The organism is Caballeronia sp. HLA56, assembly GCF_054655155.1.
Genome location: NZ_BAAHOB010000005.1, coordinates 812,845 through 826,561, shown reverse-complemented (window position 1 = coordinate 826,561; position 13,717 = coordinate 812,845). Strand labels below are relative to the sequence as shown.

Sequence of the window (13,717 nt, the reverse complement as noted above, 5' to 3'; positions counted from 1 at the left end):
TCGCGGGCGTTTTGCATTTGGTTCATTAGCTGGACATCAGCTGAACATCAACGCGGTCAGCAGGAAATCGAGGCCGAGCACCGCGAGCGACGCATACACGACCGTTTTCGTGGTCGCACGCGACACGCCTTCCGGCGTTGGCCGTGCTTCGTAGCCCTGGAACAACGCGATGAACGTCACCGCGAAGCCGAACACGATGCTCTTGATGACGCCATTGCCGACATCGCGCCACACGTCCACGCCGCCTTGCATCTGCGACCAGAACGCACCGGAATCCACGCCGATCAGCAACACGCCGACCACATACCCGCCGATTATGCCGACCGCGCTGAAAATGGCCGCCAGCACGGGCATGGCGATGATGCCCGCCCACATGCGCGGCGCGACCACCACTTTCATGGGATCGACGGCCATCATTTCCATTGCCGTGAGTTGTTCGCCCGCCTTCATCAAACCGATCTCGGCGGTCAGCGACGTACCCGCGCGGCCGGCGAACAACAGCGCCGTGACGACCGGCCCGAGTTCGCGCACGAGCGAAAGCGCGACGAGCAGTCCGAGCGCCTGCTCCGAACCATAGCGGTTCAGTGTGTAATAACCCTGCAGCCCGAGTACGAAGCCGACGAACAGGCCCGACACCGCGATGATGACGAGCGAATAGTTGCCGACGAAGTGAATTTGCTTCGTTACGAGACGCGGCCGCCGCAAAAGCGGGAAGAATTCGAGTACGAGGCGCAACAGCATGCGCATTGCATAACCGGCGGTTCCGAAACCGTCGAGCACCCAGCGTCCGAGTGCGCTGATCATGCTTTCCCTCCGATGCCGAAATCCGTCGCGAGCGGCTGGCTCGCGTAATGAAACTTGAAGGGACCGTCCGGCGTGCCGTCGATGAACTGACGCACGGTCGGGTCTTCCGACGCGCGTAATTGCTCCGGCGTGCCTTCCGCGTGAATGCCGCCGTTCGCGACGAAGTACACGTAGTCCGCAATGGCGAACGACTCGGGCACATCGTGCGAAACGAGAATGGACGTGGCGCCGAGAGCGTCGTTGAGCGTGCGGATGAGTTGCGCGGTTATGCCGAGCGAGATGGGATCGAGACCGGCGAACGGCTCGTCGTACATCATCAGTTCGGGATCGAGCGCGATGGCGCGGGCAAGCGCGACGCGGCGCGCCATGCCGCCGGAAATCTCCGACGGCGCGAGATCGCGCGCGCCACGCAGGCCGACCGCGTTGAGCTTCATCAGGACGAGATCGCGGATGAGCTCCTCCGGCAGATCCGTGTGTTCCCGCAGCGGAAACGCGACGTTCTCGAACACGGTCTGGTCGGTGAACAGCGCGCCGAACTGAAACAGCATGCCCATCCGGCGGCGCAGCGCGTAAAGACCGTCGCGCGATTGCGTGCCGACGTCCTTGCCCGCGAACAGCACCTGACCGCGGCTGGCTTTCACCAGCCCGCCGATCAACCGTAAGGTTGTCGTCTTGCCGCAGCCGGAGCCACCCATGACCGCAACCACCTGACCACGCGTGAAACGCATGTTCAGGTTCGAGAGAACGGGCCGATTACCGTAACCGAAATCGACGTCGCGAAGCTCTAGCAGGGGCTCGGGGAAAGCTGGCACGAGGTAAGAAATTCCTTGGACGCAAGAGGCCGAATTATAGGGCCTGCGCGCAATCGGTGCTTTACCTACGCTCTACCCGATATGATTTTCAGAACATTTACCCTTGATTTGCAAAGCTTTGTTGTAGCGACTCGACGGCGGCTTCGGTGTCCGCCGCTTCTGTCACGGCACGCACGACAGCAGCGCTTCCTACGCTGGTCGCCAGCACCTCGGGCAATACCTTGCCGTCGATACCGCCGATCGCGACGAGCGGCACACGTCCTTTCAGAAGCTTTACGTAGCGTGTAAGCCGCGCCAGGCCTTGCGGCTTGGTGGGCATGACTTTCGTCGTGGTGGGAAACACCGCGCCGAGCGCGAGATAGCTCGGCCGGAAGTGCAGCGCGCGAAGCATCTCGTAATAGCCGTGCGTCGAAAGTCCGAGGCGCAAGCCGGCTTGCGCGATTGCCTGCAGATCGGCGGTTTCGACATCTTCCTGACCGAGATGCACGCCGTAAGCGCGTGCGGCGATCGCTTCGCGCCAATGATCGTTGATGAAAAGCTGCGCCTGATGCCGCTGCCCCGCCACGACCGAACGCTCGATTTCGCCGTGAAGGTCCGCTGCGTCGGTGGTCTTGCGGCGCAACTGCGCCGTGCGCACGCCGAGGTCCAGCACGCGTTCGACCCAATTAGCGCTCGGCAATACGGGGTAAAGACCGAGCTTGTCCGGGCAAGCGGGAAAAGCAGGTTCCGGCGCGGGTGGAAGATCGCCGACGCGCGGGAACGTGTCGAAGTCGCTTGGCCACGCGTCTTCTTTCTGTTCGTCGCCGGCGCGCCATGCCATTGCCAGGACGAGCGCATCGTGCGGTTCGAAATTGCAGTCGAGGAACGCCGCCAGCGCGGCCAGCCAGTCGTCGGAACGCTCGCCTTCGAGAACGTGGCGCGCGCCTGCATGCAGCAATATCACGCGATGTTCGTACGCTTCCAGCACCGTCGCATTGCCCGCGGCGTATGGCTCGTTGACGACGAGCAGATCCTGCGCACTTGGCGTATCCGGCACGGTCAGGCAGATGCGCCAGCGCGTTGGCGGCGCGGGCCACTCGCCGAGCCGCGCGCGGATACGTTCGGCGACTTCGGTCAACTCATCCGCCGGCGGCCAGAAAACTTCGTGTCCGAGCAAGCTCATGCAGCACCTCCGTCCTGATGCCAGAACGGCATGCCAACGACCGGCGTGCTGGCCTGCGCGCTGTCGCGCTCGGCCATCGGACCGGCGAGAAACGCCGTGCGTCCGGCTTCGACACCCAGCGCGAACGCGCGCGCCATCTGCGACGGAAAGGTCGCCTGCGACACGGCGGTGTTCAAGAGCACGCCGTCGAAACCCCACTCCATCACCTGGCACGCATGCGAGGGCACGCCGAGGCCTGCATCGACGATCAGCGGCACGTCTGGCAGCCGCTCGCGCAACGTGCGCAGACCGTAGGGATTGGTCACGCCCTTGCCGGTGCCGATGGGCGCGCCCCAGGGCATCAACGCCTCGCAGCCGGCATCGAGGAGACGGCGGCCGATCACGAGATCCTCGGTGCAATAAGGCAGCACCTTGAAGCCGTCGCGCACGAGCTTGCCCGCCGCTTCGACGAGGCCGATCGGGTCGGGCTGCAACGTGTAGTCGTCGCCGATCAGTTCCAGCTTGATCCACGGCGTGTCGAAAACCTCGCGCGCCATGTAGGCGGTGGTCAGCACTTCATCGACGCTATGGCAGCCCGCCGTGTTTGGCAGCAGCGCGACGCCGTGACGCTTGAGGACATCGAAAAAACCGGCCTCGCCAGTCTCGGACTGACGGCGCAGCGCGACGGTCACCATGCCGGGCCGCGCGGCATCGATGGAATCCGAAAGCGATTGCAGCGACGGATAACGCGATGTGCCGAGCAGCACACGGCTCGGGAACGTCTGGCCGTAGAGCGTGAGGCTATGGGCGGCGGTGTGTGAGGTCATGATTCGATCCTTCGGATTCGATAGATTCAGCCGCCCGCGACGGGCGACACGACGTCGAGCTTGTCGCCGGCTCGAAGCGTCTTCGTGCCGTGCTCGCCGCGCGCGACGAACTGTCCGTTGAGCGCGACCGCGAACGGCGGTTTTGCGCCGAATGCGGCGAGCGCGTCGGTGACGGTGGCGGCATCGGTCAGACTGAATTCGCGCTGATTGATGTGGATGTTCATGGCTTTGACTTTCGATGACTAGAGCGCGGCCGCGATGGCCGGTTCGCTATGCAGAAGTTCGGACCAGCGCGCGCCGCCGCGATAATCCGCGAACGATGCGGCGTCCGCGACGGTTCCGCCCGCGATGGCTTGGGCGAGTGCGCAGGCGGCATCGGCGACTTCCGGCGCGATCATGAAGCCGTGCCGATACAGGCCGTTCACGCGCACGGTCCGCGCCCCGTCCCAGACGATGGCCGGCCGATGATCCGGCAGCGTCGGCCGGCACTGAGAATTGAGTTCGAGGATGCGCGCCTCGCCGAAACCCGGATGCACCGCGAACGCCGCACTCATCAGTTCCAGCGCCGAGCGCACGCTCACGGGTGACATGTCCTCGCCTTCGACTTCGGTCGCGCCGATCACGTAAAGATCGTCCTCTTTCGGCGCGATATACAGCGGATAACGCGGATGCAGCAGCCGCACCGGCCGCGACAACCCGATGCCCGGCGCATGCACGCGCGCCACTTCCCCGCGAATACCACGCAACGCGGGCCACGCCGTTTTCCCGCCCAGCCCACGGCAATCGATGATCCAGCGCGCGTCGGGCATGGCATCGACCGGAGAATTCCAGTGCGTGCGCACGCCGCGCGCCGTAAGTCCGGCCGCGAGCGCTCGAAGCGCCTGACGATTGTCGAGTTGACCTTCGTGCGGCAGCAGCCAGCCTTGCGCGAAACGCGTGCCGAGCGCGGGTTCCGCTTGCGCGACTTCCGCGCCCGCGAGCTTGACGAAGCCGCCATTGAGCAAGCTTGCAGGCGCGTTGGCGCGCAGCCTGCGTTCGAACAGCGGCGCTTCCGCGCGATCCGCGCCGTGCCAGACGACGAGCGTGCCGTTGCGCTGAAAGTAAACCGGCTCGGGCAACTCGGCGATGAGACCCGGCCAGCGTTCCAGCGACGCCGCGCCGAGTTCGACGACGAGCGGCTCCGCACTCGTCGCCTCGGCGAGCGGCGCGAGCATCGCGGCGGCCACCCACGCAGCCGACTGCGTGCCCGCCGCGTCGCCGCGCTCGTATAGCGCGACGCCGTGGCCCGCGCCCGCGAGTTGCCACGCCACGAGCCGCCCGACGAGTCCTCCGCCGATGACGGCGAAGTCTGGCCGGCGCGCGGCGGGCTGATCGATCGTGTTCACTTTTCCGATGTCTCCTGTAGATCGAAACGAGGCTGGGCGCCGCTCCGGTCTTATCCACGACTGATAACGCCGTGCAGCAAACGCACGAACGCGAAGACAAAACTTGCAGAGGAGAGACCGGCCCGGCAGCGGCAACGCAAACAACGCGCGCCAGGCGGAAAAGAAAGATGATGGAAGAACCTGGAGGAAAGGCGCGACGGCCGCGCGTTCTCCGGAAACTTCCCTCGCCGGTATTACCCGGATCGGGTGCAAAGGGTCTCTCTCAGCCTCGCCGCGCCAGCACACCGATAATTCGATGACGTCGCGCGCGAAGCACCCCTGTTTCGTCGAAGATCATTAGACCATGAAAGCCAAAGCCGCTGCAAACCGGGATCCCCGCCTTTGGTCGCCTCAGTCGGCACTCTGGCACAATGCCGCGAGCATGGTTCTCCGCATGGTTGTGCGAATGAGCACGGAATTAAGCGGCAGTTAAGGGAACCTCTGAACAATCTTCGGGACAGGAAAGAGGCTGCTCGTGCGAGTATCGCGGCGCGGTGCGTCCATTCGTAACTCGGACCGGCATATCATCAGGAAGGTCATGGCCAATTCTCAACCGGAAAACACGCAGCAACAAGCCGACACGGTCTCTGCGTGGAGCCTCATCAAGCCCTACTGGGTCTCGGAGGAGCGCGGCTTCGCATGGGGTCTGCTCGTTGCCATCATCGCGATCAACATGACGGTCGTATGGATCAACGTGCGGCTCAACAGCTGGAGCGCGGCGTTCTACAACGCGCTGCAGAACAAGAACGTCCACGACTTTCCGCACCTTCTGCTGGTCTTCACCGGCCTCGCCTTCGCGTACATTCTGCTCGCGGTTTATGGGCGGTATCTGCGGCAGATGCTCGGCTTCCGCTGGCGCCAGTGGCTGACCAATAAGTATCTCGAACAGTGGTTCGGCGACCGCGCGTTTTACCGCATAGAACGCGACCGTCTCGCCGATAACCCCGACCAGCGGATCAGCGACGACCTGCAATCCTTCGCGACCACCACGCTGTCTCTGTCGCTCGATCTGCTTTCCACGCTCGTCACGCTCGTCACGTTCATCACCATTTTGTGGACGCTCGCGGGCGCGCTGACCATCACGGCATTCGGCACGCCGCTCGTCATTCCCGGCTACATGGTCTGGGCGGCGGCGCTTTACGCGATCATCGGCTCGGTCATCATCCAGAAGGTCGGGCATCCGCTGGTGTCGATCAACTACCAGCAACAGAAGGTCGAGGCCGATTTCCGCTTCGGGCTGATTCGCGTGCGCGAGAATGCCGAGCAGATCGCGTTTTACGATGGCATCGCCACCGAGACGGCCAACGCGAAGACCATTTTCCAGCGCATTCGCGACAACTGGTGGATGATCATGAAGTACACGAAGCGCATGACCTTCGTGCTCAGTTTCTACGGACAGATCGCCATCATCTTCCCGATCATGGTTGCCGCGCCGCGTTACTTCGCGGGCGCGTTCTCGTTCGGCGTCTTGATGCAGATTTCATCGGCGTTCGGCACGGTCAGCGATTCGTTCTCCTGGTTCATCAACAGTTACTCGACCTTGGTCGAATGGCGCGCCACGGTGAATCGTCTGCGCGAATTCAAGCGTGTGATGCGCTCGACGCATATCCGCGAGGAAACGTCGCCGGCAACGGCGCATGGCGGTATCAACCTGCATTACACGAGCACGAAAGCGCTGACTACCAAGGGGCTTGCGCTCGCGTTGCCGAATGGCACGCCGCTTTCGCGCGTGGGCGATGTGACGATAGAACCGGGATCGCGCTGGCTCATAGTCGGGCCGTCGGGCGCGGGCAAGAGCACGCTGATGCGGGCTCTGGCGGGCCTTTGGCCGTTTGGCGACGGTAGTATCGACGCACCCGTCGACGCGAAGATGCTGTTTATCCCGCAAGTGAGCTATCTGCCGATCGGCACGCTGCGCGCGGCGTTGAGCTATCCGTCGCCGGGTGGCACCTTCACCGACGAGGAATCGCGCGAGGCGCTGCGTCTGTGCAATCTGGCCGAGTATGGCGACCGCCTGGAAGAAAATGCGCACTGGGCGCGCAGCTTGTCGCCGGGCGAGCAACAGCGTCTTGCCGCCGCGCGCGTGCTGCTGCACAAGCCCGACTTCCTGTTCCTCGACGAAGCCACCAGCGCCCTCGATGCGGATAACGAACTGCATATCTACAACACGCTCGTCGAACGTTTGCCGAAGGCGGCGATTTTGAGCGTTGCGCACCGGGAGTCGGTGGCGCTGTTCCATGATTATCGGATCGAGATAGAGAGGACGATGGCGGAGGCTTGATTCCGTCTCTTGCTGAAGGAAGAACCGCATCCGCGAGCAATTGTGGGTGCGGTTTTTTTTTTGGTGGCATAACCCCGCCAACAAAAAAGGGCGAACCCCAAAGGTCCGCCCTTTCGTCCCATCAACCCCGCTCTCTCATCGCGGCAATTCGCTACTGCCCATCAAATACGCGTCCACCGACCGCGCGCACTGACGCCCTTCGCGAATCGCCCACACCACGAGCGACTGACCGCGCCGCATATCGCCCGCGGTGAACACCTTGTCCACCGACGTGTAATACGCTTTGTCACCTTCGGTCGAGGCGCGCACGTTACCGCGCGCGTCCTTGTCGACGCCAAACGCATCCAGCACCGGCGAAGCCGGCTGCGTGAAGCCCATGGCGAGCAGCACGAGGTCGGCCTTCAGCTCGAACTCGCTGTTCGGCACTTCCTGCATCTTGCCGTTCTTCCACTCGACGCGCACCGCGATCAGCTTCTCGACCTTGCCGTTCTTGCCTTCGAAACGCTTCGTCGCAACCGACCAGTCACGCTCGCAACCCTCTTCATGCGACGACGACGTACGCAGCTTGATCGGCCAGTACGGCCACACGAGCGGCTTGTTCTCTTCCTCGGGCGGCTGCGCGAGCAGTTCGAACTGCACCACGCCCTTAGCGCCATGCCGGTTCGAGGTGCCGACGCAATCCGAACCCGTGTCGCCACCGCCGATCACGACGACATGCTTGCCCTTCGCGACCAGTTGCTCCGCGAGCTTGTCGCCTGCGTTAACCTTGTTCTGCTGCGGCAGGAATTCCATCGCGTAATAGATGCCTTCCAGCTCGCGCCCCGGCACCGGCAGATCGCGCGGCGTTTCCGAACCGCCCGCCACCACGACCGCATCGAACTGTTCTTTCAGTTCGTCCGGCGTGATGGTTTCCTTGGCCGTATTGCCGATGTGCCCCGGCAGCGCGTCCTTGCCGACGAACACGTTGGTGCGGAACGACACGCCTTCCGCTTCCATCTGGCGCATGCGGCGGTCGATCAGCCACTTCTCCAGCTTGAAGTCGGGAATGCCATAACGCAGCAAACCACCAATGCGATCGTTCTTTTCGAACACGACCACGTCGTGACCGGCGCGTCCCAGTTGCTGCGCGACCGCGAGCCCGGCGGGACCGGAGCCGACCACCGCAACCTTCTTGCCGGTCTTGTGCTTGGGCGGCTGCGGCGCGACCCAGCCTTCGGTCCACGCCTTGTCGATGATCGCGTGCTCGATCGACTTGATGCCCACCGGATCGTCATTGATGCCGAGCGTGCAAGCCGACTCGCACGGCGCCGGACAAATGCGTCCCGTGAACTCGGGGAAGTTGTTGGTCGAATGCAGCACTTCGATCGCGCTCTTCCAGTCCTGACGGAACACGAGATCGTTGAAGTCCGGAATGATGTTGTTCACCGGACAACCGTTGTTGCAGAACGGAATGCCGCAGTCCATGCAGCGCGCGCCCTGAACCTTGGCGTCTTCATCGGTCAGCGCGGCGACGAATTCCTTGTAATGCTTGACGCGGGTCAGCGGTGCTTCGTACGCCTCGTGGCGGCGTTCGAACTCGAGAAAACCGGTTGCCTTGCCCATGTGGTTCTCTTCTTTCTCTGTATTTGGTGAGGAACTCGCTCTCCGGCGTACCGGAGAGCTCTTCTATAGTGAGACCGCTCAGGCCGCGAGTGCGTCCTTTGCCTTCTTCGCGCCAATCTCGCCGAGCGCGCGCTTGTAGTCGGTCGGGAACACCTTCACGAACTGACGGCGCGACGCATCCCAGTTCTCGAGCAGCGCCTTGGCACGCGGCGATCCGGTGAACTGGAAGTGACGCTCGATCAAACCCTTGAGCAGCGCTTCGTCGGTCTTGCCGGCATGCCACAGCGCGCGATCCACCGTGCGCTCCTGTTCGGCCTGTTGCAGCACCGGATCGAGGGCCACCATGGTCTTGTTGCACTTGGCGCCGAACGTGCCGTCCGGATCGAACACGAACGCGACGCCGCCCGACATGCCCGCCGCGAAGTTGCGGCCCGTCTCGCCGAGCACGACCACCGTGCCGCCCGTCATGTATTCGCAGCCGTGATCGCCCGTGCCTTCGACGACTGCCGTCGCGCCCGAGTTACGCACGCAGAAGCGCTCGCCCGCGACGCCACGGAAGTACGACTCGCCTTCGATCGCGCCGTACATCACCGTGTTGCCGCAGATGATGTTCTCCTCGGACTTGCCACGGAAGTCGTTGGTCGGGCGAATGATGATGCGCCCGCCCGACATGCCCTTGCCGACATAGTCGTTACCGTCGCCGACGAGGTCGAGTGTCACGCCCTTGGCGAGGAACGCGCCGAAGCTCTGGCCCGCCGTGCCCTTCAACTGGATATGGATGGAGTCGTCGGGCAAACCGTCGTGGCCGTACTTCTTCGCAATCAACCCGGACAGCATGGCGCCGACCGTGCGGTTCACGTTGCGCACCGGCTGGATGAACGAAACGTGCTCGCCCTTCTCGATCGCCGCCTTCGACTTCTCGATCAACACATGATCGAGCGCCTTGTCCAGACCGTGGTCCTGCACATCGACGTGCTTGCGCGCGACTTCCGCGCCCACCGGCACTTGATAGAACACGCGCGAAAAGTCGAGACCCTTCGCCTTCCAGTGCTCGACGCCCTTCTTCGTGTCGAGCAATTCGGCGTGGCCGATCAGATCCTCGAACTTGCGGATACCCAGTTGCGCCATGATCTCGCGCACTTCTTCCGCAATGAAGAAGAAGAAGTTGACGACGTGTTCCGGCTGGCCAGTGAACTTTGCGCGCAGCACCGGATCTTGCGTCGCGACGCCGACCGGGCACGTGTTCAGATGGCACTTGCGCATCATGATGCAGCCTTCGACGACGAGCGGCGCCGTCGCGAAGCCGAATTCATCCGCGCCGAGCAGCGCGCCGATCACGACATCGCGGCCGGTTTTCATCTGGCCGTCGGCCTGCACGCGAATACGGCCACGCAGACGGTTCAGCACCAACGTCTGCTGCGTTTCGGCGAGACCGAGTTCCCACGGCGTGCCCGCGTGCTTGAGCGACGACAAGGGCGATGCACCCGTGCCGCCATCATGACCCGCGATCACGACGTGATCCGCCTTTGCCTTCGCCACACCCGCAGCGATGGTGCCGACGCCCACTTCGGACACCAGTTTCACCGAAATGCTCGCCGCGGAATTCACGTTCTTGAGATCGTGAATGAGCTGCGCCAAGTCTTCGATCGAATAGATATCGTGGTGCGGCGGCGGTGAAATGAGACCGACGCCCGGCACCGAGTAACGCAGCTTGCCGATATAGTCGGAAACCTTGTGGCCCGGCAGTTGACCGCCTTCGCCCGGCTTCGCGCCTTGCGCCATCTTGATCTGAATCTGATCCGCCGACGACAGATATTCCGCCGTCACGCCGAAGCGGCCCGATGCAACCTGCTTGATCTTCGAGCGCAGCGAATCGCCGTCTTTCAACGCGACGTCGGTGACGATTTCATCGCCGATCAGGGACTTGAGCGTGTCGCCGGTCTTGATCGGAATGCCGCGCAGTTCGTTCCGGTAGCGCTTCTCGTCCTCGCCGCCTTCGCCCGTGTTCGACTTGCCGCCGATACGGTTCATGGCAACCGCGAGCGTGGCGTGCGCTTCCGTGCTGATGGAGCCGAGCGACATCGCGCCTGTCGCAAAACGCTTTACGATGTCCTTCGCCGGCTCCACTTCGTCTAGCGGAATGGCCTTCGACGGGTCGAGCTTGAACTCGAAGAGACCACGGAACGTCATGTGACGCTTCGTCTGGTCGTTGATCAGATGCGCGTATTCCTTGTACGTCTGATACGAGTTGCTGCGCGCCGAGTGTTGCAGCTTGGCGATGGCATCCGGCGTCCACATATGCTCTTCGCCGCGCACGCGATAAGCGTATTCGCCGCCCGCATCGAGCATGTTCGCGAGAACCGGGTTGTCGCCGAAGGCATCGCGATGCAGGCGAATGGCTTCTTCCGCCACGTCGAAGATGCCGATGCCGCCGACCTTGGACGCCGTGCCACGGAAATACTTCTCCACGAGCTCCGAGGACAAGCCGACCGCTTCGAAAATCTGTGCGCCGGTGTAGGACATGTAAGTGGAAATGCCCATCTTCGACATGACCTTGTACAAGCCCTTGCCGACCGCCTTCGTGAAGTTGTAGATGACCTTCTCGGCCGACAGATCGCCCTTGAAGCCTTCCGCCATGTTGGCGAGCGTTTCCAGCGCGAGGTACGGGTGAACGGCTTCCGCGCCGTACGCCGCGAGCAGCGCGAAGTGATGCGTCTCGCGCGCCGACCCGGTTTCGACGACGAGACCCGTGCTCGTGCGCAGACCATGCTGCACGAGATGCGAGTGGATGGCCGACGTGGCGAGCAGCGCCGGAATCGCGACATTGTCGCGGTCCATCTTGCGGTCGGACACGATCAGCATGTTGTAACCGGACTTCACGGCATCGACGGCTTCGGCGCACAACGACGCAATGCATGCTTCCACGCCTTCCTTGCCCCAAGCCACCGGATAGCAGATGTTCAGTTCGTACGAGCTGAACTTGCCGCCGGTGTATTTGTCGATGGCGCGAATCTTCGCGATGTCTTTGAAGTCGAGCACGGGCTGCGACACTTCGAGACGCATCGTCGGGTTGATGTTGGTCGTGTCGAGCAGATTCGGCTTAGGACCGACGAACGAGACCAGCGACATCACCATGTTCTCGCGGATCGGATCGATCGGCGGGTTGGTCACTTGCGCGAACAACTGCTTGAAGTAGTGATAGAGCGTCTTGTTCTTGCCGGACATGACCGCGAGCGGCGAGTCGTTGCCCATCGAGCCCACGGCCTCTTCGCCCGACTGCGCCATGGGCGCCATCAGAAACTTGAGGTCTTCCTGCGTATAGCCGAACGCCTGCTGACGGTCGAGCAGCGCGGCGGCTTCGCGACGCTGCGTTTCGACGTCTTCCGCCTTCGGCTCGATTTCGTCGAGCTTGATACGCACGGCGTCGATCCAGCTCTTGTACGGCTTCGCGTTCGCGAGGTTGTCCTTGAGCTCCTTGTCCTCGATGATGCGGCCTTGTTCCATGTCGATCAGGAACATCTTGCCCGGCTGCAGACGCCACTTCTTGACGATCTTCGATTCCGGGATAGGCAGCACGCCCGATTCCGACGCGAGGATCACGAGGTCGTCGTCGGTGATGAGATAGCGCGCCGGACGCAGGCCGTTACGGTCGAGCGTGGCGCCGATCTGGCGGCCGTCCGTGAACGCGATGGCGGCGGGACCGTCCCACGGCTCCATCATCGCTGCGTGATACTCGTAGAACGCGCGGCGGTTGTCGTCCATGAGCGTGTGCTGTTCCCATGCCTCGGGAATCATCATCATCATGGCGTGGACGAGCGGATAGCCCGCCATCACGAGAAGTTCGAGGCAGTTGTCGAACGAAGCCGTGTCCGACTGGCCGGGATAAATCAGCGGCCAGAGCTTGGGCAGATCGTCGCCGAGCACGTAGGAGGCGATCGCGCCGGTGCGCGCGTTCAGCCAGTTGACGTTGCCCTTCACGGTGTTGATTTCACCGTTGTGCGCAATCATGCGATACGGGTGAGCCAGTTCCCACGCCGGGAACGTGTTGGTCGAGAAGCGCTGGTGCACGAGCGCGAGCGCCGAGACCACGCGCTCGTCCTGCAGGTCGCGGTAATACACGCCGACCTGACCGGCCAGCAGCAGGCCCTTGTAGACGACCGTGCGCGACGACATGGACGGCACGAAGTATTCCTTGCCGTGCTTGAGCTTGAGCGCCTGAATGCGGTGGCTCGCCGTCTTGCGGATGATGTAGAGCTTCCGCTCGAGCGCATCCGTCACGACGATGTCCTTGCCGCGCCCGATGAAGATCATGCGGATGAGCGGCTCACTCGCCTTCACGGTCGGAGAAATAGGCATGTTGCCGTCGACCGGGACGTCGCGCCAACCGAGCACGACCTGGCCTTCCGCCTTCACCGTGCGTTCCAGTTCCTGTTCGCACGCGAGCCGCGAAGCATGTTCCTTCGGCAGGAAGATCATGCCGACGCCGTATTCGCCGGCAGGCGGCAAAGTCACGCCTTGCTTGGCCATCTCTTCGCGATAGAAGCCGTCCGGAACCTGAATCAGAATGCCCGCGCCGTCGCCCATGAGCGGATCGGCGCCGACGGCGCCACGGTGATCGAGATTCTCGAGGATCTTGAGACCCTGTTGAATGATCTCGTGGCTCTTTTTCCCCTTGATATGGGCGACGAAACCGACGCCGCAGGCGTCATGTTCGTTGGTAGGGTCATACATGCCCTGCGCGGCGGGAGGCGAACCGACTGCCGGTTGCTGATGATCGTTCATGGGGACACCGTCTCTACTGTGAGGGGCCGACTCGGCCGTTGAAC

9 protein-coding genes and 1 riboswitch are annotated in these 13,717 nt (G+C 62.9%); of the genes, 1 reads left to right on the top strand and 8 read right to left on the bottom strand.

Annotated features, from left to right (window positions below):
- Positions 1-36: 36 nt before the first annotated feature.
- The 6 genes from mlaE to ACYQ47_RS23370 all read right to left on the bottom strand — a co-directional run bounded on the left by mlaE (position 37) and on the right by ACYQ47_RS23370 (position 4,969).
- On the bottom strand, positions 37-804 hold the full coding sequence (gene mlaE, locus ACYQ47_RS23395; protein ID WP_244826385.1) for a lipid asymmetry maintenance ABC transporter permease subunit MlaE: 768 nt from the start codon (positions 802-804) through the stop codon (positions 37-39).
- Complete coding sequence (locus tag ACYQ47_RS23390; protein WP_459907147.1) at positions 801-1,616, bottom strand: ABC transporter ATP-binding protein; 816 nt, start codon at positions 1,614-1,616, stop codon at positions 801-803. Before ACYQ47_RS23390 ends, mlaE begins: the two co-directional genes overlap by 4 nt.
- Before the next feature lie 97 nt (positions 1,617-1,713).
- Positions 1,714-2,778, bottom strand: coding sequence for a thiamine phosphate synthase (thiE, locus tag ACYQ47_RS23385; RefSeq protein WP_250509563.1), 1,065 nt, complete (start codon positions 2,776-2,778; stop codon positions 1,714-1,716).
- Positions 2,775-3,584, bottom strand: a complete 810-nt coding sequence (locus ACYQ47_RS23380; protein ID WP_250509564.1) for a thiazole synthase — start codon at positions 3,582-3,584, stop codon at positions 2,775-2,777. Before ACYQ47_RS23380 ends, thiE begins: the two co-directional genes overlap by 4 nt.
- A 26-nt stretch (positions 3,585-3,610) precedes the next feature.
- The gene (gene thiS, locus ACYQ47_RS23375) at positions 3,611-3,808 is read right to left on the bottom strand and encodes a sulfur carrier protein ThiS (protein ID WP_244826389.1); all 198 of its coding nucleotides are present in this window, start codon (positions 3,806-3,808) and stop codon (positions 3,611-3,613) included.
- An 18-nt stretch (positions 3,809-3,826) separates the two neighbouring features.
- Entirely contained in the window at positions 3,827-4,969 is a 1,143-nt protein-coding gene (locus ACYQ47_RS23370; RefSeq protein WP_459907144.1) for an FAD-dependent oxidoreductase, read from the bottom strand.
- 202 nt (positions 4,970-5,171) lie between these two features.
- Positions 5,172-5,299: riboswitch (TPP riboswitch) on the bottom strand.
- A 247-nt stretch (positions 5,300-5,546) separates the two neighbouring features.
- On the opposite strand from ACYQ47_RS23370, the gene ACYQ47_RS23365 reads away from it, so the two are divergent.
- Positions 5,547-7,289, top strand: a complete 1,743-nt coding sequence (locus ACYQ47_RS23365) for an ABC transporter ATP-binding protein/permease (protein ID WP_250526316.1) — start codon at positions 5,547-5,549, stop codon at positions 7,287-7,289.
- A gap of 135 nt (positions 7,290-7,424) precedes the next feature.
- Here ACYQ47_RS23365 and ACYQ47_RS23360 read toward each other — a convergent pair whose 3' ends face one another.
- Both ACYQ47_RS23360 and ACYQ47_RS23355 read right to left on the bottom strand, forming a co-directional pair.
- The gene (locus ACYQ47_RS23360) at positions 7,425-8,891 is read right to left on the bottom strand and encodes a glutamate synthase subunit beta (RefSeq protein WP_459907142.1); all 1,467 of its coding nucleotides are present in this window, start codon (positions 8,889-8,891) and stop codon (positions 7,425-7,427) included.
- A gap of 78 nt (positions 8,892-8,969) precedes the next feature.
- The gene (locus ACYQ47_RS23355; RefSeq protein ID WP_250526317.1) at positions 8,970-13,673 is read right to left on the bottom strand and encodes a glutamate synthase-related protein; all 4,704 of its coding nucleotides are present in this window, start codon (positions 13,671-13,673) and stop codon (positions 8,970-8,972) included.
- Positions 13,674-13,717 lie beyond the last annotated feature (44 nt).